General features: G+C 52.1%; 15 protein-coding genes and 4 tRNA genes. 16 read left to right on the top strand and 3 right to left on the bottom strand.

What is annotated here, in order from left to right; all coding sequences use genetic code 11:
* Positions 1-51 precede the first annotated feature (51 nt).
* Positions 52-741, top strand: coding sequence for a demethylmenaquinone methyltransferase (locus tag CMUST_RS01790; RefSeq protein ID WP_047261083.1), 690 nt, complete (start codon positions 52-54; stop codon positions 739-741).
* On the opposite strand, the gene CMUST_RS01795 is transcribed toward CMUST_RS01790, so the two are convergent.
* Positions 738-2,048 (bottom strand): geranylgeranyl reductase family protein, encoded by a 1,311-nt coding sequence (locus tag CMUST_RS01795; RefSeq protein WP_047261084.1) that lies wholly within the window; start codon positions 2,046-2,048, stop codon positions 738-740. The two genes, CMUST_RS01790 and CMUST_RS01795, sit on opposite strands and share 4 nt — an antisense overlap.
* Before the next feature lie 137 nt (positions 2,049-2,185).
* Between CMUST_RS01795 and CMUST_RS01800 the strand changes: the two genes are divergently transcribed.
* The 7 genes from CMUST_RS01800 to CMUST_RS01830 all read left to right on the top strand — a co-directional run bounded on the left by CMUST_RS01800 (position 2,186) and on the right by CMUST_RS01830 (position 5,310).
* Positions 2,186-3,217, top strand: coding sequence for a polyprenyl synthetase family protein (locus CMUST_RS01800; protein ID WP_047261085.1), 1,032 nt, complete (start codon positions 2,186-2,188; stop codon positions 3,215-3,217).
* Positions 3,218-3,279: 62 nt separating this feature from the next.
* A tRNA-Tyr gene (locus CMUST_RS01805) sits at positions 3,280-3,362 on the top strand.
* A gap of 144 nt (positions 3,363-3,506) precedes the next feature.
* On the top strand, positions 3,507-3,932 hold the full coding sequence (locus tag CMUST_RS01810) for a hypothetical protein (protein WP_047261086.1): 426 nt from the start codon (positions 3,507-3,509) through the stop codon (positions 3,930-3,932).
* A 245-nt stretch (positions 3,933-4,177) separates the two neighbouring features.
* On the top strand, positions 4,178-4,405 hold the full coding sequence (locus CMUST_RS01815) for a hypothetical protein (RefSeq protein ID WP_144414096.1): 228 nt from the start codon (positions 4,178-4,180) through the stop codon (positions 4,403-4,405).
* 512 nt (positions 4,406-4,917) lie between these two features.
* Positions 4,918-4,990, top strand: a tRNA-Thr gene (locus tag CMUST_RS01820).
* 37 nt (positions 4,991-5,027) lie between these two features.
* Positions 5,028-5,099, top strand: a tRNA-Met gene (locus CMUST_RS01825).
* Positions 5,100-5,237: 138 nt separating this feature from the next.
* Positions 5,238-5,310: transfer RNA gene (locus CMUST_RS01830), tRNA-Trp, on the top strand.
* Positions 5,311-5,406: 96 nt separating this feature from the next.
* On the opposite strand, the gene CMUST_RS01835 is transcribed toward CMUST_RS01830, so the two are convergent.
* On the bottom strand, positions 5,407-6,585 hold the full coding sequence (locus CMUST_RS01835; RefSeq protein WP_047261088.1) for an IS481 family transposase: 1,179 nt from the start codon (positions 6,583-6,585) through the stop codon (positions 5,407-5,409).
* 294 nt (positions 6,586-6,879) lie between these two features.
* Between CMUST_RS01835 and CMUST_RS01840 the strand changes: the two genes are divergently transcribed.
* From CMUST_RS01840 to CMUST_RS01870, 8 genes are all read left to right on the top strand, one after another.
* A complete protein-coding gene (locus CMUST_RS01840; protein WP_047261089.1) occupies positions 6,880-10,143 on the top strand; it encodes a hypothetical protein in 3,264 nt (1,087 codons plus the stop codon).
* Positions 10,144-10,302: 159 nt separating this feature from the next.
* Complete coding sequence (gene secE, locus CMUST_RS01845; RefSeq protein ID WP_047261090.1) at positions 10,303-10,626, top strand: preprotein translocase subunit SecE; 324 nt, start codon at positions 10,303-10,305, stop codon at positions 10,624-10,626.
* A 167-nt stretch (positions 10,627-10,793) separates the two neighbouring features.
* Positions 10,794-11,615, top strand: a complete 822-nt coding sequence (nusG, locus tag CMUST_RS01850; protein ID WP_047261091.1) for a transcription termination/antitermination protein NusG — start codon at positions 10,794-10,796, stop codon at positions 11,613-11,615.
* 208 nt (positions 11,616-11,823) lie between these two features.
* On the top strand, positions 11,824-13,107 hold the full coding sequence (locus tag CMUST_RS01855) for an ATP-binding protein (RefSeq protein WP_047261092.1): 1,284 nt from the start codon (positions 11,824-11,826) through the stop codon (positions 13,105-13,107).
* Between the two features lie 13 nt (positions 13,108-13,120).
* Positions 13,121-13,264: a hypothetical protein gene (locus tag CMUST_RS16740; protein WP_158408183.1), complete on the top strand. Its 144-nt coding sequence runs from the start codon at positions 13,121-13,123 to the stop codon at positions 13,262-13,264.
* 188 nt (positions 13,265-13,452) lie between these two features.
* Positions 13,453-13,884: a 50S ribosomal protein L11 gene (gene rplK / locus CMUST_RS01860; RefSeq protein ID WP_047261093.1), complete on the top strand. Its 432-nt coding sequence runs from the start codon at positions 13,453-13,455 to the stop codon at positions 13,882-13,884.
* Positions 13,885-13,965: 81 nt separating this feature from the next.
* Positions 13,966-14,670: a 50S ribosomal protein L1 gene (rplA, locus tag CMUST_RS01865; RefSeq protein WP_047261094.1), complete on the top strand. Its 705-nt coding sequence runs from the start codon at positions 13,966-13,968 to the stop codon at positions 14,668-14,670.
* A 389-nt stretch (positions 14,671-15,059) separates the two neighbouring features.
* Positions 15,060-22,664 carry a DUF5979 domain-containing protein gene (locus tag CMUST_RS01870; RefSeq protein WP_047261095.1) on the top strand — a complete coding sequence of 2,535 codons (7,605 nt, stop codon included), beginning with the start codon at positions 15,060-15,062 and terminating at the stop codon, positions 22,662-22,664.
* Between the two features lie 193 nt (positions 22,665-22,857).
* Here CMUST_RS01870 and CMUST_RS01875 read toward each other — a convergent pair whose 3' ends face one another.
* Positions 22,858-24,189 carry an aspartate aminotransferase family protein gene (locus CMUST_RS01875; RefSeq protein WP_047261096.1) on the bottom strand — a complete coding sequence of 444 codons (1,332 nt, stop codon included), beginning with the start codon at positions 24,187-24,189 and terminating at the stop codon, positions 22,858-22,860.
* Positions 24,190-24,259: the final 70 nt, after the last annotated feature.

The following is a 24,259-nucleotide window of genomic DNA, read 5'->3' on the forward strand; positions in this document are numbered from 1 at the left end:
CCCAACACGGGAACTAACTCGAAAAATAAAAGTGGGGTTAGACTGTTGCCTGTGGCTAAGGCATCAATGGAGAAAAACCCGCACGACGTTGCCCGCATGTTCGACTCTGTGGGAGCAAAATACGACATCACGAATACGATTTTGAGTTTTGGCCAAGATCGAATGTGGCGCAAACGTACCCGGGAACGATTGGACCTGAAACCTGGGGATAAAGTTCTTGACTTGGCCGCAGGTACCGCAGTATCCACGGTGGAATTGGGGACATCCGGTGCGTGGTGCGTCGCTTGTGATTTCTCCCTCGGCATGCTGGCTGCCGGGCGGGATCGGGAGGTGCCCAAGGTGTGCGGTGATGGGATGCAATTGCCGTTTGCAGACAACACGTTTGATGCAGTAACCATTTCCTACGGGTTGCGTAATATCCACGACTGTGCCGCCGGGTTGCGGGAAATGGCACGAGTAACTAAACCGGGGGGACGATTGACTGTGGCGGAGTTTTCCACTCCGGTCATTCCGGTATTTCGCACGATCTACATGGAATATCTCATGCGTGCGCTCCCGGCTATCGCCAAGGTGGTTTCCTCTAATCCTGAAAGCTACGAATATTTAGCGGATACAATTCGTGCGTGGCCGAACCAGGAAGCCCTTGCCCGTATCATCAATGACAACGGTTGGCAAGGGTGTGGTTGGCAAAACTTATCTGGTGGCATTGTGGCACTTCATTCTGCCACCAAACCTCTTTAATGAGTGCCCCATAGTGGCGCGGTATCGGCACGACGGGCTAGAGTGTCACCGGTTTTGCGCCACAACCAGGCTATTAAGTCTCGGTCGGCGTCGGTGACCAGGTTGCCCATCAACCGGGCTGCCGCAGGCATTAGCACCGCCCCAAGCGGTTTTCGCAGGCCCAGCGGGCCTAAGGTTGCCAGAAACTTCGGATACGTCAATAGTCGGCCAGCAGTACGAGCCAGTGTGAATGCTGCACCGTAGTGGTGTCGTAAAGTTGCTGGCCATAGAAGGCTGTAGTCCTTGCCAGGTGATAGCTTTTCGACGGCCAACTCCGCCGTCTCCAATGCATAGTCAATGCCCTCACCGTTCAGCGGGTTCACGCATGCAGCTGCATCCCCAATGAGCATCCAATTTCGCCCCGCAACATTGCTAACGGAACCACCCATCGGCAGCAGCGCCGAGGTTACTTTCTCCGGCTGGCCGAAGCTCCAGTCATCACGTGTCATCGCCGCATAATGATGCAATAACTTCTTGGTATTAATCTTCGCGGGGCGAGCGGTGGTGCTCAACGCCCCACAACCAACATTCGCCATTCCGTTACCCAGCGGGAAAATCCAGCCATAGCCCGGTTGGATGTCTCCCGATTCGTCACGTAGCTCTAAGTGGGAATGAATCCATGGTTCTGCTGATAGCGGAGTGGAACAATACGACCGGGCGGCAATGCCATAAACCTGTTCCTTATGCCAAACCCGGCCCAATAACTTGCCAAAGGTGGAACGAACCCCGTCGGCAACGATGACATGTTGCGGCTGCAACCTTGTGCCGTCGTCAAGCACAACGGTGCTGATACCGCCGTCGGAAAACTCCACACCGACGGCTGCCGCTTGATGAAACCGCACCGACTCGTTGCCCAATGCGTGCTCTAACAATAAAGCATCAAACTCAGTGCGCGGCATGGCCGAACCAACCGTGCCGAAGGAAGTATCCGGCCACGGCGCGGTCACACTGCCACCGAAACCGTGCAGCTTCAACCCCTGGGAACTGTACCGGTTGGTGATTACATCGGCTAAGCCTAGAGAGCACAACTGGGCGATCGCGCGGGGGGTGAGTCCATCGCCACAGGTCTTATCTCGGGGAAACCGCTGTCCGTCTATGATTACCGTGTCCATACCGCGCCGGGCAGCATAGCTGGCAGCTGCGGAACCGGCGGGTCCGGCACCGATGATAAGCAATTCCACCTGTTGCCCGTCTTGTACAGTGGGGGCGGCTAAGGGGTCGAAAGATTCGGTCACGTCCACTATTGTTGCAAGCAAATAGTCAGACATGCCAACCTTGGGGTGTATGTCCGGACAACTTTGGACTACGGTTAAGTGGTTAGTTAGAAAAATGCACTCCATAAACTGCCTTGTGCGGCGGTGGCTGGATTCGCGCTCGGCCTTAATGTAGTAAAGGTAGATTCAGCATGAGTAACCGTGCCGAACTTCGCCAGAACACTGGTGATTCCGCTATCGGTACCCGCGTCGATCTCGGCGACGAAGCCCTCAACGACCAAGTTTTGAGCGGCATGAGCCGAGTGGAAACGCTATTGCGTGACGAACTCGGCAAAAGTGCAGATTTCCTCAGTGAAAAAGTAATGCATCTGACTGCGGCTGGCGGTAAACGTTTCCGCCCCATGTTCGCGTTACTGGCCTCGAATTACGGGCCGAACCCCATGTGCGACGACGTGATTAAAGCCGCAGTGATTATCGAAATGACCCACTTGGCAACCCTGTACCACGATGACGTGATGGACGAAGCCGAAATGCGGCGCGGCGTGCCTTCGGCGAATGCCAGGTGGGATAATTCTGTGGCGATTTTGGCGGGCGATATTCTGCTCGCACATGCCTCCCGGATCATGAGTGAACTGGGGGTGGGAACTGTTGCACATTTTGCTGAAACCTTTGGCGAATTAGTCACCGGCCAGATGCGGGAAACCATCGGCCCGGGTGAGACTGACCCGATTTCCCACTACATGAAAGTCGTTGAGGAAAAAACCGGGGTGCTTATCGCATCTGCAGGTTACCTAGGCAGTATGCATGCTGGCGCGACCGAGGACATGCGGATTGCGTTGCGGGATTTCGGTGCCGCGATTGGAGTTGTTTTCCAGATAGTCGACGACATTATCGACATTTTCTCCGATTCCACTGACTCCGGAAAAACCCCTGGCACCGACTTACGCGAAGGGGTATTCACACTGCCAGTGCTGTATGCACTGGCAGAAGACACTCCGGTAGGTGATAAGCTGCGGGCGATCCTCACCGGTCCGCTTGTCGACGACGCTACCGTCACCGAGGCACTAGATCTGCTTGCCCGTTCCACCGGCCGAGAAAAAGCACTTGCCGATGTTCGTCACTATCTGAATATTGCGGAAAATAGCCTGGCGAAACTGCCGGAAAACCCGACCACGCAAGCATTACGTGCTTTAGCTCAATTCACCGTTGCCCGGGTGGGATAACACCCAGTTAAGGTGGCGATTTGCCAACACGTGGGTAGGTCATAGTAAAGTACTTAGCGCACGCCAGGTTGCCCGAGCGGCCAAAGGGAACGGACTGTAAATCCGTCGGCTCACGCCTACAGAAGTTCGAATCTTCTACCTGGCACAATAAAACCCCAATCCTATATAAGGACTGGGGTTTTATTCTATTGAAAACCTGCTACCCCCGCGCTCTTATTGGGTTAATTTGAAAACCAATCAAGCTATAATCATATCCCAGCTTTCTTTTATGATTTTTTAAGGAGTGGCAATGTCTTTTGACTTCCAAAGCCTTGTGGAGAAATTCCGCCCATTGTCTGGCCTGATGGCCCTCATCATCCCATTCGTGCTGGCGGCCATAGCCGGATTGGGCAACATGCTGGGTTTCTCTTCGGTAAATCCCGACCATACTGTGGTGTTTAAAGTGGTAGACCAAAACGGTCTGCCCCGCCATTGCTCAGTACGGTATGACACCACCGAACCGCAGACTGACGATGCAAAGTACACCACCCCCAACGGTATCTTCTCGTTACCGGCCAAGCCTGGGGAGCAAATCAGCCTAAGCTTCGACTGCGATTTCAAAAATGCTGGAACCCAGATTGCAAGCGTGACAGTCACCGCACCTGAGCAGGGTCCGCAGCCGCATAAAGTTGTTATTCCTAACCCGAACATCCCGTCGTTAAGTTCACAAGGCTAATGCGAATTGTGGATGCATAACCGGGTAAGACCAGTGCCCCCAATGGCTGTTTCCATACAAGTTGGAAATGGCCATTGGGGGTTTTCTCTTCACCTGGTTTACGGCATGTTTGTGCTGAAGCCGCGGGTTAAGTAGGGAAAATATGCACCAAAACAAGTGATAGGTGCAGGCACCCTGGGGACAACTCGACCTTTTAGTGTAATGGTGTTCGATTCCGTGGCGCTTAGGGCGAATAGGTCGAGTTGGTGCCCATCCGGGTGTTTTATCCGCGCCTAGGAATGGGACTTAAGGATTCAAAAACCCAGCCGGTTCGAGGTATAGGGCTGGCAATTAATTACCTAGCCCTCGTTGTGGGATTACGTGCCTATGATGCTGTGGTTTCAGGTCTGAAAACCGTGATCAAGCAGCGCGAATCTACGGCTGGGCCGGTAACCAGTGCGGGCCCGCTGGGGCAACTCGACCTTTTAGTGTAGTGGTGGCCGATTCCGTGGCGCGCAGGGCAAATAGGTCGAGTCGGGGATATTTTTTTACTCATGTTGTCAGTTGCTTTGCGGTGGCGCTACGTAGCCTAAAACAGGGAAAATGTAGGAAAAATTGCTTCCGCATTATCAAAACCCAGGCAGTTAACACACCTCACTGCCCGTGACAGTGTGAGTTTGACCCCTTAATAGATAAAAACAAGACAGGAATATATAACGGGTTTTGCTTAAAAAAGGGGGAAAGCATAGCTGGTTACCTTATCGGGAGAGCTCTAATAGCAAACTCCTAATTCAATGCCTAATCTGAGGCTGAATGATCTATTCCGCTTGAACATAAAAACGTGATCGTGGCATACCCCGCGACTGGTAGTTAGGGGATATGGTAAAACGAGAGCGTTGGCAAAAACTTGTCTTGAACTGGTGATTTGTTTTCTTGGTTGTAGTCGGGTTATTGTATTGAAGGCTTCAACGAAGCGGGTGATGCAAAACCCACAACAAGAAGCTTCGCCCCCTTAGCTCAGTCGGCAGAGCGTTTCCATGGTAAGGAAAAGGTCGACAGTTCGATTCTGTCAGGGGGCTCTGTTTTCTTTTATGGTCTAATAGAAGATAACGGTATGGCGGTGTAGCTCAGTGGTAGAGCAAGCGACTCATAATCGCTGTGTCGCGAGTTCAATTCTCGCCATCGCTACTGGATGATGTTTTGTAGGCGTCCCGAATAACTTGATATGTTTTTCGACGTCTGTTTTTTCATACATCCACCCGACACGTGCCGAATTTGGTAGTGTTGCAGGTAGCTTTTCAGAAATTGAAAGGCACACAATTACATAGGGGCGTAGTTCAATTGGTAGAGCAACGGTCTCCAAAACCGTAGGTTGCAGGTTCGAGTCCTGTCGCCCCTGCAAATGTCATCAGTCGGGACATAGTTGACATATCAGTCGCGACATGGTGGACATAACCGGTGGTCTGTGTTCTGGAATAGGAACACCGATCACCGGTTATTTTTGTGTGTTTTTCCAGATGGGTTTTTGGTAGTCGCGGGTTTCGTCGATGACGTGTTCGGTGAGGATTTCGCCGGTGGCGGTAAGCGCGGTGGTGATGTGTTTATCTACTATGACCATGGTGACTTTTTGCCCACTGTATGGGCGTCCAATTCCTAGGTGGTACAGCCGTCCAGCGTATCGGAGTGTGACACGTCCTGCCTTGTCTACTTTGTCTTTCCGGGTGCGCCATTCGTTATCGGTACGGGTCAGCGGTGAGGCTTTGGGAAGGTGTGTATACGCCTCATAAGGGGTTCTTTTGGCCAACGCTCGGTGTGGTCGTTGGGTGTTGTAGTACTTGGCGAATGCATCGAGTTGGTGTTGTAGTTGTGTTATTGTCCGCGCGGTTGGTTGGGCTTTGAGCCATTTTTTCAGCGTTTGGTGAAACCTTTCGATTTTTCCTTGGGTCTGTGGGTGCCCAGGACGACCGTTTTTCTGCTGGATATGGTGTTTGTTAAGGAAAACCTCAAACCCGTTGCGTCCACCACGCATGCCTGCGAATCGGGCGGTAAAAATCATGCCGTTATCAGTCAAGGTTGATTGTGGCGTTCCGTAGGTGCTGATCAGCTGTTGCATAGCGTCAACAACATCCACACCAGTACATATTGGATATGCTTTGATAAAAAGCAGGTAGCGGGAGTGATCGTCGAGGAAATCAAGAATTTCGACCCGTTGCCCGTTTGCAAGGTAGCAGTAGGTCACATCTGCTTGCCAACATTCGTTCGGTAGTGCGGCTTCGAACCGCACATAGGAGGATTTCGGGCGTTTTTGCGGTTGTGGTTTCACCAGTCCAGCTGCGGTTATGATACGACGGATCGTTGATGTTGACAGAACGTGCATTCCTTGACGACGAAGATGCGAGGCAATGGTATCTGGGCCCGCGTCAAATCCTGCTTTGGTGAGGTTTATGCGGATTGTGGTGATCTCGTGGCGCACTGAGTCGGTCACTGCCCGTGGGTTTACACAAGGCTTTTTCGATCGAGGTTGCACTGCAGCTTCTCCACCTGCTTCAAACCGATGCAGGATGGTGTAAACCCATTGACGTGACACTTTGAAATGTTGGGCAGCTTCGGCAACAGTGTGCCCTTGATCAACAACATATCGAACGATTGCAAGGTTTCGATGAGGACTATTCATGTGTCAACGATGTCGCGACTGATGTGTCAAGTGCCAATAGTTTTTCGGCCACACCACAACTGTCAACGATGTCGCGACTGACCTGTCAACTATCATTCAGAAAACCCCAGAACAGAAATGTCAACTATGTCATGACTCCACACACTGTCGCCCCTGCAAAATTAAACCGGTGATTTCTGCTTTAAAGGTAGAGGATCACCGGTTTTTCAATTGCAGCTGAGCCATAAGCGTTCGAAGCAAAGTTTTACCCCATTTAACCCCGCATGTTAGCCCTACTTGCTAGGTTGATTGGCTATGAAGCACAACGATGCGCTGGCAAAGGCAGTAGAGATTTTCAAAGAACTTCACTGGGATCAAGCCGATCCGTCTGAGGTTCTACAGCTTGAGATTGGCGATGCGAAGCAGCGGAAGATCGCCCGTGACGGGTTAGCAAAGGGCGATTGGTCGCGGGGCTTTTTCGACGAGAACGATAAATATCGCACCCAGTCGCTTATCGACGTTGACCGGAATATGCTCGCTTGTTTTGCCATTCGCGTCGGTGTTGATGCCCGCCGTGCTGTGGAGTTAGCCCCTGTCGGGCGGCCGGTGGCCCAAGTTGTGGCAAGTCGCGGTTCGAAGTACGCCGAGGAGGTTATTGATAGGACCTGCCGCCCAGATTTCCGGGCCTGGGAACACGCATTTGCCTATGGAGCTGGTGTTGCCATGTGGCTCGGAACCCTTCCAGATTTCACGATTCCGGCGCATGTGGGTTATCTACGGGATTGGGCGTGTTTGTGTGCTGATCGAATCACTGACTACCCAGCTGAACTTTTGACAGACGAGCCGTTGCCGGAAAAAGAGGACCTCAAGCTGAGGTTTTATGAACACCTTGTTCAGGGAGTTCAACTCAATGTGCCTGCCACAGGGCCGTTCGGGGCGTTGATTCCGGCAGCTATTGACATCGGTTGGTTGACTAGGCAGCAGGGGTTTAACTTGGTGTTGCAGGCGTTGGAATGCGCGCAACGTCCGGGTGATCGCAAGAAATGGTCGGAGATCTTAAGCGAAACGCTTGCGATCACTACAGAGGAAATTGCCGCGCATGGCGAGCTGTTCGCGGGGTTGTTGGCAACCGGGGAAGCTCCGTTGGTGGAGAAATTTGGGGTGCCGCTTATCGGTAGCGCCACAGGTATTCAACTTGGCGATATTGCCATGAGTTGCCTATTCGTCAAGACCGGCAAGGCACTAACCGCAGTGTTGAAAGCATTGTATGCCCGGCTAGAAAAGCTGCCCGAGAATGACCGGGCAGAACTTTGTTCGCTCATCAGCCCCCGAGTTATTGAGCTTGCCAACCAACGCAATGCGGGTGTGAAGAAAGCAGCCACGACGTTGTTGTCATTATGCGAGGTGAGACCAGATACGGTCGTCGCCGACACGGAGGCGGATTCGCTGCCGTGGAGATCCGTGCCGCCGCTGTGGGATTTGCCGCTTTTCGACGCCCCATCACCAGGCATTTCAACATTGGCTCACTTGGTGGAGACTCTTAATGTTTTTGAGGGCAGCACTTCTGATGTGCGGGATGAAGAATTTGTTGTCGTTGCGCATCAATTGCTCCGAAGCGACTCGGCGACGTTTATGCGGGGGATTGGGCGATTAAATGAATACTTTTTCAACCAGGCAACATCAAGAATTCTTTCACCGTGGGAAGCGCCGGAATGGGAGGTTAGCGTGACCGATATGCGCACCCAAGCTGTGCTGTGTTACGCAGAGGCAATGCCAGCGTTATTGAGCACGCCCACCTGTGTGGATTATTCGATCAGTGTCGCCGATTTCTGCGCCCGAATAGCGGAATACGAAAAGGCGGGTCTTCCCGTCTACGCCCCTGATTTTCTCCTGGCGGTGTTCCGGCTGGTAGACCTAAAAGATGCGGCGATGCAGCTGACAAGCTGCGCGGTGGGAATCATTGGTATTGACAACTCACCAGTAGCTAAAAATGTGGCGGAAGTGCTCGATCTTCTCAGTACTCATGAGGAACTGAATTCCCGGATGTATGGTGAGCCAAGTACGAAGGAATCCAATCAAAACTGGTTTTATTACGAATTTCCAAAGTTACTACGCACAGTTCCGAATTTGCTTCATCCAAAGATGGCGATCAAGTTTAACTACCAGGTCTTTCCGCGAAGTAACCAGGAACGTTTTGACAGGCTCGTCTGGTCGCCATATAACTATTCAAAGCTAGGCCATATCGCTAGCCAAGCAGCACGGTCAATAAAACCGTTGGAATCTGCAGTGGCGGTGAACCTCCTAGGTGCTCAACGCGATCAAAAACCTGAGGTACGCGCTGAATGCCGACAAGCTTTGGTTGATGCTTTTAATCGCGGGTTGATTGAACCGGAAAAACTTGATGCTACGGATCTTGACCGGTCTAATTTCCCGAAAAACCTCGCTGGGTTTGCTCACGCCATGCGTGAGGTGGCAGAAGAGGGACTACTCTCGGTTGTCTGGCCGGTGCTTGATGGGTTATTGGTTGCCTCCGGCAAGTCACAACGGCTTTTCGCCGGTACCGCTGAGATCGCGGCGCTGATGGCTGATCTTGCGCCATCGGTTGCCCATGCTCTCGCAGTTGGAGATGCGCCTGCACACAACGGCGCCGTTCCAGGACTGCGGGCATTGGCACGGCGCAACGGGAAATCGCAGGCGGTTGTCATGGCACGGGAGGCGGTAGCCGCACTGCCTGATCATGAGGGGCCGACAGCGGAGGTCGTCGACAAGCAAACTGCCGCCGAGTCGATCGACTTTGACACGCAGTGGATTGCGGGCGCCAGCGAAAAACCGCGGATTGTCGATGGCGCACGGCTGAGCGGCTTTAGGCTCGCCGATAGCCATACGAAGAAGAAAACCGCAGAGCTGACGCTAGATATTCCTGGGTTTGACGAGCCAGTAATAGTGAATAAATCCGGCTGGTTCTACGACATAGAAGCAGAAGCACAGGTGCAGTGCGAGAAAGGTGGTGAGTCGGGTTTTCTTTATTTCGAATCCGGAAAATTCTTCTTTAGCCGGTGGCGCAACCGCAAAGACAACACACATGCGCCGCTGGCGGTGAAGCCGACGAAACATTCAGACTTTATATTCCTGGTGGTAATCGGATGTCTTGCCAGTGAATATGAAGTCGAATGGGCGCGCAACTGCGTGACGACGATGATGCGGGAAGGCACGTTCTGTCCGCCGGAAACAGTACAAGAGGCAACACAGCAACTCGTGCAGTTTGCGGAATTTTCGCCAGCCCGGTGCGTATGGCTGATTGATAAAAATCCGATGACCGCGGCCTACCTGTGGCCGATTATCACCGCGTCACTGCAACACGCCGCGTCTAAGGAAACCCCGCCGATGTGGACAGCAAAGGTTTTGGCCTGTGCGCTTAACCACGCAACGCTATTTGCCGAAGCCACCCGGCGTGGGAAAATCCCTGCTGAGCAGTGGGACAGCCTCAGCGTGCTTGCCCAGGCAAAGAAGAAAACGGCGGCTAAAACCAAAGCCCAACAATTACGCGATATTCTCTTTGGCTCAGCCGAAAGCAGGTGACGTGCCGGTCAAGCGTGCTGCGGTTGAGCCAAGTAGTGAAATCAGTAGGGTATTTGGTATAGTCGAAAAACTGTGAGCTTTAGCTAAGTGGCAGTGAACATACACTTAAACACGAAGCTAAATGCGCAAATATTTAAAAACGTAGAACCGAGGAGAGCCGTGAGCGAAGAAAAGCCAAACCAGGTAGGCAGCGTACGCCCTACCGGTAAGCGTCAACTTTCAGGCGCTAGCACTACCTCCACCGCCTCCTATGAGGCGAAACAGGCTAAGGCAACAATCGAGCCGGAAGAAAAAGGCCCCAACAAGGTAGTCGCCTTCGTTCCTGAGGTTGTCTCCGAAATGAAAAAGGTTATTTGGCCAACCGCGAAGCAAATGGTCAATTACACCATCATCGTATTCGCCTTCCTTATCCTTTTAACGGCTCTTGTAGCCGGGGTTGATTTCCTTGCTGGTCTCGGAGTTGAAAAGGTGCTTACCAGGTAGGTAACATCAGTACATAGCTATTACAATCCCGCCGAAAATCCCACGTGGACGGCGGGATAATTTTTGCCCCAGTTACCACCTGCGGTGTAGGCGTCGAAAAGCAAATTTTCGGCTTTCGGATAGCATAGAAACAATAAAAAACTTCCACATACCTCAAGGAGAAAACAATGAGCGAGGACAACCTAGACTCCTTCGCGGCAGCCTTCGAAGAAGCAGAAGCCAACACCAACAACGACACCGACGAAACCGACGCGCCGGAAACCGTGGTGGAGGCCGCAGAGGCCGCTGACGTCGCCGTTGCCGAAACTGTTGACGCGGCTGAGACCAGCACCCCAGCCGAAGAAGATAGCGAATACAAGGCCCGGCTGCGTGCCTTTACCCGCGAACTAAAGAAGCAACCCGGCCAGTGGTACATCATCCAGTGCTACTCCGGCTACGAAAACAAGGTGAAAACCAACCTTGATATGCGCGCCCAAACCCTTGAAGTAGAAGACTCCATTTTTGAAATCGTGGTGCCTGTTGAGCAGGCCGTTGAAATCAAAGACGGCAAGCGCAAAATGGTCAAGCGCAAACTGCTGCCGGGCTACGTTTTGGTGCGCATGGACATCAACGACCGGGCGTGGTCCGTGGTGCGGGAAACCCCAGGCGTGACCTCGTTTGTGGGTAATGAGGGCAATGCGACCCCGGTTAAGCACCGCGACGTTGCCAAGTTCCTCCTGCCACAAAACGCCGCTGCTGAGGGCGCTGCCGCCGAAACCCCCGACGGGGAAAAAGTTGTTGCTATGCCAACCGAAACCGGCGCCCCACAGGTATCCGTGGATTACGAAGTCGGCGAAGCCGTCACCATCCTTACCGGTGCTTTCGCTTCCGTCTCCGCGACGATTTCCTCCATTGATGCGGAAAACGGCAAGCTTCAGGTGCTTGTGTCCATCTTCGGCCGCGAAACCCCTGTGGATCTGACCTTCGACCAAGTGGAAAAGGTTTCTTAAACCTCCGTTGCTTTTCGACGTTTAAAGCGCCCGCACGACATAGGTGTGGGCGCTTTCTTTACAACTTTAGTTGGATAAAAATTCTGCATTTTTCCGCCTAGGATGTCTGCAATTTACGGCCTAGGAGCCCTGCATTTTTCCGCCTAGGGTGTCTGCAGTTTTCGGCCTAGGTTGGATGAAGGTGGGTTTTCGCTGGTAGGGTGGGGTCATGGAAACGAATTTATTGCTCGGTGAAAACTACATTCCACGTGTTGTTGATACGCAAGTTGCGCGCGCGTTGAGTATAAGCGGTGCTGTCCTTATTGAAGGTCCACGTGGTTCAGGTAAGACGTTTACTGGATTGCGACATGCTTCAAGTGCTGTGTTTTTAGATGATCCGAAAACCCAACAACTAATTGATATCGACCCGCAATACCCACTTCAAGGTAAGCCTCCGCATCTTATCGATGAGTGGCAACTTGAGCCTTATGTGTGGAATCAAATGCGTCGGGCAGTGGATCGTCAGCAAGGTTTTGGGCAGTTTATTCTGACAGGCTCTGCCGTACCGAGTGACGATATTACGCGGCATACTGGTGCTGCTAGATTCTTGCGTATTCGTGAACGGACAATGACCTGGGAGGAAAAAGGTAAGTCGAAGCCAGCGATATTCTTCGACGAGCTTTTCCAGGGGCAATTACCTCACACTGATCCGATGCAGTGGAGCGTGGAAGAAAACATCGATGCATTACTTACCTCGGGTTTTCCAGCTCAGAGAAAACTATCATTGGAGGATGCCGGGCAGGTTCTTGGAGCCTATCTGGAAGAAATCGCACATGCAGATATTCCACGGCTTGCGGAAATTCGATTGGATGCAGAGGTGATACGGCACCTTCTACAATCAATTGCACGAAACGTCGCAACCGAAATGTCTATCACGACGTTGCGCAAAGATATTTTGACCGTGGCGCCTAGTATTCAAAATGAAACTATTGCTCACCTAGTTGGCTTGTTGGAACGAGTATTTGTAGTGGAAAGCGTGCCGGCATGGGCACCGAAATTGCGCTCAAAAGCAAGGTTGCGAACTTCTCGAAAATATCATCTTGCAGATGCGTCGTTAGCGGCGGCTGCACTATATGCGGGTGCAAAGACACTGCGTGAAGACCCGGAAACTCTAGGATTCTTGTTTGAATCTGCTGTGATCCATGATCTGACCGTCATGGCAGAAGCAATGGGTGGAAGGCTTTATCATTATCGGGATTCAAATGGATACGAAATCGATGCGGTTATCCAGTTGCCAGATGGCAGGTGGGGTGCAGTTGAAGTGAAATTAGGTTACCGGAGCGTAGAGGGTGGTATTGAGCGATTGGCAAAAGCTGTGGAACAAATAGACTCACAACAGCCACCATCATTTATGTCTGTCATATCTGGCACCGGAATGACCTACACTGCCCCCAACGGTGTATCCACTTTTCCGCATTTATCTTTGGGGTTCCATAAGGGTTTATTAAACTAAGAAGCTTATTCAGATGCTGGATTTTGTTGGTGGGGGTGTCGGGGTGGGTGCGTCCCCTGATTGGTGGTACAGGCAAGCTGGGGATGCCCGCAAGTTGTGGACGGTTATTAATGCTGCTTTGGTGTTGTGGCTTCGTCGAAAAGCAATAGTCGATTAGGGTATGGATGTTATCTGCGGTAAAATGTTTCGTCGCGTGTGTATGCGCGCGTTATTCGTTTTCATCCCCGGTGGCTTTGGTAATCCTTCAAGAAAGATTGCGGGGCATCCGGACGGGGCGTGACCAGTGGTTGGACCATCATATCCAGTGGTTGCATATGCCTCGTTAACATAGGAAGAGGTAAAAAGATGGCTCCAAAGAAAAAGGTCGCTGGCCTAATCAAGCTTCAGATTGACGCCGGTGCTGCTAACCCAGCACCACCAGTTGGTCCAGCCCTTGGTGCGCACGGTGTTAACATCATGGAATTCTGTAAGGCATACAATGCTGCAACCGAATCCCAGCGGGGCAATGTTGTTCCGGTTGAAATCACCGTTTATGAAGACAAGTCCTTCACCTTCAAACTGAAGACCCCACCGGCAGCTAAGTTGCTGCTGAAGGCTGCTGGTTTGCAGAAAGGCTCCGGCGTGCCGCACACCCAAAAGGTCGGCAAGGTCACCATGGATCAGATCAAGGAGATCGCTCAGACCAAGTTGGAGGACCTCAACGCAAACGATATCGACGCTGCCGCGAAGATCATCGAGGGTACCGCTCGTTCCATGGGCATTGAGGTTGAAGGCTAAGCCTTCGCATCGTTTTCATGTGGCAGGGCCAGCTTCGGCCCGTACCACAACATCCATTTGAAAAGTAAAAGGATTTCACTAATGAGCAAGAATTCTAAGGCTTACAAGGCCGTAGCAGAGTTGATTGACAAGGGTCGTCTCTACACCCCATTGAAGGCAGCTGAGCTGGCTAAGGAGACCTCCTCTAAGAACTTCGATGCAACTATCGACGTTGCAGTGCGCCTGGGCGTTGACCCACGTAAGGCTGACCAGCTGGTTCGTGGTACCGTTTCGTTGCCGCACGGTACCGGTAAGTCCGTTCGCGTTGTTGTTTTCGCAGCTGGCGAAAAGGCAACCGAGGCAGAAGCTGCTGGTGCAGATGCCGTTGGTTCGGATGACTTGATTGAAAAGATCACCGAGGGCTGGACCGACTTCGACGTAGCTATCGCTACCCCAGACCAGATGGCTAAGGTTGGGCGGGTTGCCCGCGTTCTTGGTCCACGTGGTTTGATGCCTAACCCAAAGACCGGCACCGTTACCACCGACGTAACCAAGGCTATTGCTGAGGTTAAGGGCGGTAAGATTTCCTTCCGCGTTGACAAGGCAGCTAACCTGCACGCAATCATCGGTAAGGCTTCCTTCACTGCTGAGCAGCTTGCTGAGAACTACGGTGCGCTTATCGACGAAATCAACCGGATCAAGCCATCGTCCGCAAAGGGTGTCTACATCAAGAAGGCAACCATTGCTTCGACCATGGGGCCTGGTATCCCTGTTGATCCTTCGATCCAGAAAAACTTCACCGCCTAATGTGGTGAAATAACCGCGTGACACACTGTGATGGTGTGTGCCCGTTGCCCGTTGACTAAAAATGTCGGTCGGCAACGGGCTTTTTCGTGCTGTGGATTCCTTAATGGGCGCTACATGGGGCCTCTAAAAACTTAACACTTTAATGGCTTCAGGTTTATTTAAACCTATCTTGAAAATTAGGATTAATTAAGGATAGTATTATTGCGTATGTAATTTTTATCTTGTTCGCCGTAGTCATTGCGGGAATCTAGCGTGAGTTTTACTAGTTTAGTTATTTCTTAATCTATGTAGGTTCAGGTTGGGTTTCTCAGCTAGTGGTCAAGGTGAGCTTGCTGCTAAGGAAAAGAGAATTGAAAAACGGAAGTAAATGGAGGGGCTGGCGTAAGATATTGACTCTTATTGCCATTACGCCCCTGGTTGCGTCCGGCACGCCCATAGTGCAAGCCCAGCCCAGCGTATCTGACGCGTCTATTGAGTCGTCCTATACAGATCCTGAAGAACCGGATGGCCCTCCGGAAGCGCCTGCTACTCCGCAGCCGGGGCTTGCTACCGTACCAGCGTCACCGAATGGGGGAAATGACGCGCCTTCCGATACGGGACCGAAGCCTGCTGACGAAGATTACAATCTTCACAACAGCCAACTAAACGCGCCACTGGATCTTGAGGTAGAAGTCCTGAATGACGGTGTTGCGCCTTTCGATGGAACCAACGACGCGGGTTATGACAGTGCTGAGAAGAATGGCATAGTTCGGACTAACGACACGATCACTTATCAACTGAGTTATCGGATGAATGTCGATAGCGGAGACAATCCCACGATAAAGATTCGGTTTCCTAAAGGGCTGGAGCTTCCTGAAATCCCAGGTAACTGTCTAGCCGGGTCCACTCTTACCCCGGAGAAAATTACGTATCCACCACTGCCGATTACTAGCACCTCGGTTGATGCGCTTCCCGAGCAAGAACTGTCTTGTAAGGTCAATTTCGCACCCCGGCAGCTGGTTAAAGTCCCAATCACGGTTAAGGTGTCAAACCTTCTTCACAATAACGCTGAAGTTAAACCAGTGTCAGCGATACTAGAACTTGATGGGCAGCAACCGTTTAGTGTTGAAGAAGGGAACCTGCCTGCGGTGCGGGTATCCTCGCGCCCGAAATGGGATATGTCCATCAATGGCGTTTTCGATAAGGAAAACGCAGGGTACGTATATGGCCCGGCGTCTGAGCCTTGTCCCTGGAATCGGCAACTGGTATGTAAGCGGCTTGATTACAGCCTATTGCTGTCCGCACCGTCTGGTGGTAAAGGGACTATGCCTGCCGTGGGTGACATTAGATTCACGCTAGGCATGGATTTGGAAACTTTATTTCCCAATCTCACCCCACAACAACGCCAGCAAATTCGGGACAATAAAGAAAAATACGGCGTCCGTTTAGCATATAACGATAACTTCTACTCGATCCCTAGCCCCAACCAGACGCATCGTTACGCAGGAGTGGCTGCGACACCAGAAAACGCGGTACGTGACTCCGGTACTATCTCGTATGCAGGTGTGCCAGCTAGAAATATAGATGGTGGTGGGCAGCTTGCCGTTGAAGAAGTCCCGATCACCATTAGTGGTGCAGATCTTTCGTTAATTACCTATCCCACTAAATTAATCCAACCAAGCGCTACACCGATTCCTGCAGGAAAAGCCTTTGCGGTTTCTCATTCCTTTAAAGTTTTTGTGCCTGTTCCGACGATTCTTGATTTCGGGGTGCAAGGAGACAATAGTTGGGTTCTTGCTAAAAAAATGCAGATCCGGAACTTAGAAATCCAAGGCTTTACCGGGGCGGACACCAATGATCCAGCAGCACAACTAACCTTTAATGATTACCGAGACTCCAGCCCGAATGTGCAAATAGGATCGAAATATAACAAGGCTTTCACTGGTGTTCCCGGCACCGAACGGAATATGCTGCCGCAAGAGTTTTCGCCCGGCTACGGAGCTCGTGGTGAAGGGCCGCCAGGTGGGGCAACTATTCGCAGCGGTGATATCACGGTGATGGGCGGGCAAGAGGTTTTGTCCCAAATTGAAATTTCTGGTTCGCTTCCAGAACTGCCCGCAGATATTTCGCTGGTGACATGTGATGCCTGGGATAAAACGCGTTTGCATCTGATGCGTAAGGATATTCCTGCATCCAAACATCGGAATATCTTTTTACAGGGTGTGCCTTCTAATGGCCAGCCAGTGTGGATTTCTGGGTACAACAATATAGCTGATGGATCCGGAGGAACTCGCTGGGCAACCAGTGCATCTGAGGTTCCAGCTATCAAGGTTCAATACGCAGCTGAGAGCGGTTCTCCTGGGAATAATTCGGATTGCTACGATAACAACATTCAGTGGTACGACAATCCGGAAGATGTTCCAGGTAACGATGCCGGCGAGCTTGCCAAGGGAGTATTCACTGGGGTAGGTCGGGTTCGTATTCATACGGTTTTGCCGGGCCCGGTAGCCAATTCTGTTTCCGTTGGTGCTGGTAGTCGCATTGCGATCTCCATCGCACAAAAAGTTGCCAAGACTGATAACCCACCAGGGGATATTATTCCCAACTGGGTATCGCTGAAAGAGGTTCCTAACCAAAACCTTGACCTTCAAGGGGTATTGGCCGACAAGAAGAGCGCTAAAGTTTCGTCATATGATCCTGCTAAACATTCCGGTGCTGCAGGAGACCGTTTAATTTACGGTTCAGTGCAAGCACGAATCGATAAGACCGTTCGTAAAGGCACATCTGGTTCGTTTAGCGATACTCCGCCGCAATTGCAGGGTGAAGACACTGTCGAATACCAAATTCGTCCCACCATTACCTCGCCGTCCTCGGCGCGTGGTAATCATACGGATGTGTGGGTGGAGGATTGCTTGCCAAAGGCACTGGTATATCGCAATGCTTCTCGGAAACCTAATGTCATTGAAGAGGGCAGTACCCCAGGTGATGCGAAAATTGGAGTGACTCAAGCTCCTGGTGAAGCAGCAGGTACCAACGCTTGTGCTGCTGATGAGACGTACTTGCGCTGGGAGTTTCCGCAGCATGAGGTCAATACCGAAATCGAACCGATTATCCTTGAAGCTCAGGTAAGGGAAGCTGCTGATTCGGGTACTTTCAATAACGTTGCTTATGTTTGGGCCGCTGATGATGCATCGTTACGTAAAGTGCGCCGAAATGATGCCCAGATTCAGATCACTAACCCGGCGGGCATCAAGCTTGCCAAGGAAGCGCTCACCCCTGTTGTTCAGCTCAATGACGCAAATAACCAGAATAAAGAATTAAACAAGTGGCGGGTTCGGGTGACCAACACGCTTCCTCGTGCAACTAACGTCAGCGATGTAGATATCATTGACGTGTTGCCTCGCATGGGGGTTGCGGCACCAGGTGAGACTCAGACTAATTTCTCTGGCGATTTCGATTACGTCGAAACGGTAGTAAAGAAAGGAAATGAGAAGCCCAATCAAAAAGTAAAGATTCTGTTTACAAAGAACACTACGATCAGCCCTGATCCGAAGCATCCATCAAACGGTGCCACAGGTGCAACTGCCTGGTGTGATAGCGCGGAAAACGGTCAAAAGGTTAGCGGTACTGGTGAATGTCCAGCTAATGCCGGTGAAGTAACTGGTTTGCGGGTGCAACGTCCTGGTGTGTTTGAACCAAACGAAGTTGTAGAGTTCGATGTCCACATGGTCGGTATCGGTAACGCCGCAGGCGATGTTTATGTCAACCAGGTTGCGGCTTCCGCTACCGGTTTCAGCCAAACTGTTGGCCCGATTCCGCGTCCGGAACGGGTGATTGCCGCAACGATCGGTGATTACACTTGGTTGGATATGAACCGGGATGGAATCCAAGGGGAGCGTACTGATGAGCCAGCATTGGGCAATATCGATGTCACGCTCACTGGTACGGATGATCTTGGTAACCCAGTGAACCGTCAGGCGAAGACGTCTGGTGATGGTGCCTATCTCTTTGAGAACTTGCGTGCTGCAAATCAAGCAGGCTATGTGGTTAGCTTCTCCAAACCAGCGCATCATGAACGAACCGTTAAAGGTGACGGCGCGGCAGTGAACACAGACTCCAATGCTGATGCTGGGACCGGACAGTCCGATCCGATTGCGCTTCAAGCGGGGGAGGATAACCGCAGCATTGATGCTGGATACTACGCGCTGGGGCAGTTGATCGTCGAAAAGCGAATCACGGGACCTGGCACGGCTTTTGCGGCCGGGGACAGCTTCGAATTTGGCATTGAATGTACCACCGGTGCAGGGCAACAGTTGCAGGAAACCCGCAGAATTAGTTTCCAGGCTGGTGAAACAACCAAGCAAGCGGCTCCGGTGCCAAATATCCCGGTGGGAAGCACTTGTAATGTGACTGAACGTACCGTCGGTAAATCCGATTCGGTTGTAGGACAGCTACAGCCGCAGCGGGTCACTATTGCTTATAATGCGCAAAACCCTGCGCAATCTGGGGCGACTGCGGTAATCAGCAATAATTACACTGGCAGTAAGCTAAAGATTGTCAAGCGGTTGGCTGGTGACGAAGCTGGAAAGGACCAGGTTCGCAACAAGACTTTCAGCTTCGATGTGACCTGTCTGGCGGCGAATACTGACGATAAGATTCTAGAACGCCGAAATGTTCAGATCACCGGAGAGGGCGAAACCATTATTGCTAACGACGGCACACCCGGTGACGTACTGTTGCCTCTCGGTGCGCGGTGTTTCGCCGTTGAAACTGAAAACCATGGCGCACAGAGCGCAGTTTCTGACCACCCGTCGATTGATAACCCCGCCGTAGTCACAGCTAGTGATGCGGAACAAACACTGGCGATCACCGTGGTTAATACTTACGGAAAGCCAGCGGCGCCGTTTAAGATCACCAAACAGGTTGCTGCGAATGGTTCTAGTGGCTCGGAGGATTTCCACATCTTCTACACCTGTGATGCGGAAGGAAAGCAAACGGAGGCGGTTGATTCACCGGCGGTACCTGCGCAAGGAAAAGTGCAAGTAGAAGCAGGCCAGTCCACTGTCGTTGGATTCTTCCCTATCGGAATTGACTGCCGCGTCACCGGCGAAGATCCAGCTGAACGTGACGGTTATACCTTGACCCAGAATCTTGGTACTCGCCAGCAGATCGCGGAGAACACCGGTGCAGAAATAACAGTAGTCAATACCTATACTCGCAAGCAGGGTTCATTCCGGGTGACGAAGACCATTTCAGGGTTAACGGATCAAGCCCAAGGGCGCACCTTTGAGGTAACCTACGAATGCGTCGACCCGAAGGCACAACCTGGAAGCCCCGCGATTACGGGTCAGCTGCAGGTACCAGCTGGTGGCAACGCAACATCACCGCTTATACCGGAAGGTTCCGTTTGCCAGTTGCAAGAAACTCCAGCTTCCGCGAAGGTTACTGGTTTTACTGAGGTGGCAAGCTTCAATCCATCGGACTCTGTGACTATCGGGGCTGCACCCGAGATTAAAGAAGTTACGTTGACCAATGCCTATACCCGTGACACCGGTAGCTTCAGCCTGACCAAGAACGTTGTGGTTGACGGTAAACCACAGCCAAGTGCCGAACCGTTCCAGGTGTCCTACACCTGTGGTGCAAAAACCGGCACCGTGGAGGTTCAAGGTGACGGCACCACCCCTGCGATTGTTAACGACATTCCTACGGGTACCACCTGTACCTTCACCGAAACTCTCAAAGAACGCGATGGTTATGGTGTGGTGGCGCAGTTTAACCCAACCGAGGTAGTGGTCGCGCAAAAGGGCCAGGTTGTGCCAGTCACGTTGACCAATAACTACGTTCGGGAAAAAGGCGGATTTAGCATCGCGAAGAAATTCGACGGCAATGCTGCGGTCTTGGCTCCTGAGAGCTTCACCTTTAATTACCAGTGCGTTGGTGACGATGCTCAGCGCACCAAGCGCAACGGAACGGTCACCGTGACCAAAGCCGAGCCGATGAAGTCGATTGCAGATGTACCAACTGGCAGCTGCACGATCACCGAGGAAGCACACACTATTAAAAATGGTCGAGTCGATGTGACCTTTAGCGTCAACGGTCAAGCTGTGCAGCCAGCTGATTCCGCAACCATCACTGTGACAAAAGGCGCCACGGTGCAGGTGGCAGCAACGAACACCTATACGGCTAATGAAGGTACCTTCGAGGTGGTCAAGGTTGTTACCGCTGATCGGGATAAGGAACTTGTGGCGGGCAAGACATTTGTCGTCGATTATCAGTGCACGCCAGCGTTCCCAGGTGCACCAGCACAACCTGGCGAACTGACGATTTCTGAGAACAAGCCAGCGGTGAGCCCATCAATGCCGGTTGGTACTGAATGTACGATCACGGAACGTCCGGCAGACGATGACCGCTTCCACTGGGACCCACCACAGCCACAACGAGTGGTTGTCGGTAATGCTCAGCAACCGACTCGGGTAGAAGTGCGTAACGAGTATGTGCGTAAGACCAATCAGGTTGCGGTTATCAAAAAGGTAATCGTTGATGCGAAGGTACAACCGACCCAAGAAACCTTCGACGTGGACTACACCTGTGGTGATAAGAAGGGAACTCTCAAGGTTGTTGGTGACGGTAAGACCGAGGCAGTGATTGACGGTATCCCGACAGGGACTACGTGTACGTTGAAAGAAAAACAACACAACAGGAACGGTTATTCCCTAACCTCCGAGTTTGCTCCTAGTGCCCGGATTGATGTTGGAACTGGCCCGATCAAACCTGTGGTACTAACTAATACCTACACCCGCGATGTCGGCACCCTGCGGATTTCCAAAAAGGTTACGGGCAATGCAGCAGCTTTGGCGCCGCGAGACTTCACTTTCAGCTACGAATGCGTTGGTGATGATGCCGCAAAGACCACAACCACCGACACGGTAACGGTCACCGCCAACAATTCGGTGACCGTTACAGATATACCGACCGGTGAGTGCACCGTGACTGAGCAGGATAGTGCAGTGTCAAACGCAACCGTGGCGACGTCGATAAGCGTCAACGGTGGTGAAGCTACAGCGACGAAGTCCGTAACCGTCGAAGTTACCAAGGGTGCTACCGTCGAAATCAAGGCGGAAAACTCCTACGCACCAATCCTTTCGAAATTTGGTGTAGTCAAGCAGGTTTCCGCCGACTTCCAGGAGGAATTGCTGGCCGGTAAGGACTACACGTTTAGCTACACCTGTACGCCAGCCTATGACGGCGCAGTCGCTGCAAAAGGAACTCTCACGGTGAAGGCGGACGGCAAGACCGCCTGGTCTGATGAAATGCCAGTGAACTCCACGTGTACCATTACTGAAAATCCAGCACCTCATGCAGGTTTTGAGTGGGTTGCGCCGCAGCCACAGCACATCACGGTTGCAAAAGACCCGGTGACAGCGACCTTCGACAACGCTTATCGACGCGAAACTGGCACGTTTGCGGTACAAGTTCACGTATACGGCTGGCCGTGGTTTAAGAAGGATAAATTCTACGTGAATTATTCCTGCACCGACCCACGCGGCGGCACCTATCAGGAACAAATGGCGGTTACTGGTGATTCCACGGTGGTACAAATCCCGCGTAGATTCCCGTTGGGGACCACATGTGAGGTAGACCAAGATCAACCAAGTGCGAAACGAACACTGTTTGTTCATAGCTATGAAGGTGACAGCAAGTTCACCATTGAAAGTGCTACCGAGGTTCCGGTATATGAGATGTCGAATACGTACGTAACGATCATCCCAGGAATCCTGGCAGCTGTTGGACTGTTGGTTGTACCGGTGGTCAATGCAGTGACCAAGCCAGCACCACCAGCGCCGCCGGTCATCGCACCGCAACCGGAAGAGGGCACACCAACGCCGAAGGCATCCAAGGCTGCCGGAGCTAAGAATCTCGCGGTCACTGGTACCTCGGAATACGTGGTCACCCTAGGACTAATCGGTGTGATTCTCCTGTTCGCAGGTAGCATCATCATTCGCCGTAGGTCGTAGCTTAGAGCAGGTAACTGCACCTAAAAGATACAAAGCGACGCGCCGGGAGCAACCGGTGCGTCGCTTTTTCTGTCAGATCCCCGATGAATATGGACAGCAAGATTTTTTAATGTTCGTTTCAGTGCATGTCGACGTCGACAAGCAAAAACCGTGCCACGTGAGGTGCGGCACGGTGTGCGCTATCTGCTCATTATCAGCCCAATGCTGCGCCGATGGATTCGTCGATAATATCCAAGCCGGTTGAAAGATCGGCTTCGGAAATATTCAACGGTGGAGCGACATGCATTCGGTTAAAGTGGGTCAGCGGCCACAGGCCACGTTTCTTACACTCCGCAGTTAATGCGGCCATCGGGGCGTTTTCCTCCGCAGTTGGATTGAACGGAACCAATGGCGTGCGGCTCTCTTTATCTTTGACCAATTCGATCGCCCAAAACATGCCTAAGCCCCGCACCTGACCAACACAATCATATTTTTGGTGCAGTTCTTCAAGCTTGGGGGCGATAACAGTCGCGGCAAGGTGCTGTACATGCTCTAAGATCCTTTCATCGGCGAAGATCTTGAACGTTTCCACACCAGGTGCGCAGGCTAGCGGGTGTCCCGAATAGGTGAGTCCGCCAGGAAACACGCGGGTTCCGAAAGTCTTGCGGATATCGTGCGACATGATGACACCGCCAAGCGGTACGTAGCCTGAGTTTACGCCCTTGGCGAATGTGATCAGGTCTGGTGTGACATCGAAATTCTGGAACGCAAACATGGTCCCGGTGCGGCCAAAACCAGCCATTACTTCGTCGGCGATATACATGATGCCGTATTTGTCACAGATCCTGCGCACCCCTGCGAGATACCCAGGCGGCGGCACCAAAATGCCGTTCGTGCCCACCACCGATTCGATGATGATCGCGGCGATGGTAGCCGGGCCCTCTAACATGATTTGGTTTTCCAGATGCTCCAACGCCCGTTCGGCTTCTTCTGCCTCCGTGGTGGCGTGGAATGGGGAACGGTAGAGATACGGTCCGAAGAAATGCACGATCGAGTTGTCGGCTGGCTCGTTGGGCCAACGGCGCGGATCACCCGTGAGACTGATCGCGGTTGAGGTCGCACCATGATAGGAGCGATACATGGCCATTACTTTGCGACGACCGGTGTGCAGCCGCGCCATACGCACCGCGTTTTCCACCGCTTCCGCGCCGCCATTGGTGAAGAACACACCAGCGAAGTTGTCAGTTCCTGCTTCAGTGACGATTAGTTCTGCTAGTTCGGAGCGGGTTTTTTCCGCAAAACTGGGAGCAACCGTACATAACGCCTCAGCTTGATCCTTGATGGATTGGATGAGACGAGGGTGTTGGTGTCCTAGATTGAGGTTGACCAATTGGGAAGAGAAATCGAGATAGCGGTTATCTTCATAGTCCCAGAAATAGCTGCCATCACCAGATTTGACCGGCAGTGGATCGATCAAATCTTGTGCTGACCAGGAATGAAACACATAGCTGCGATCGAGGGTTTTAATATCGGCGTTCGAACTCATGAACTCTCCTTAACAAAACGAAGGTTGGGTGTCTTAAAAAAGCTTGGAAACTGTCAGGTACCGACTTAGC

Source organism: Corynebacterium mustelae, assembly GCF_001020985.1.
In the GTDB taxonomy this organism is placed as follows: domain Bacteria; phylum Actinomycetota; class Actinomycetes; order Mycobacteriales; family Mycobacteriaceae; genus Corynebacterium; species Corynebacterium mustelae.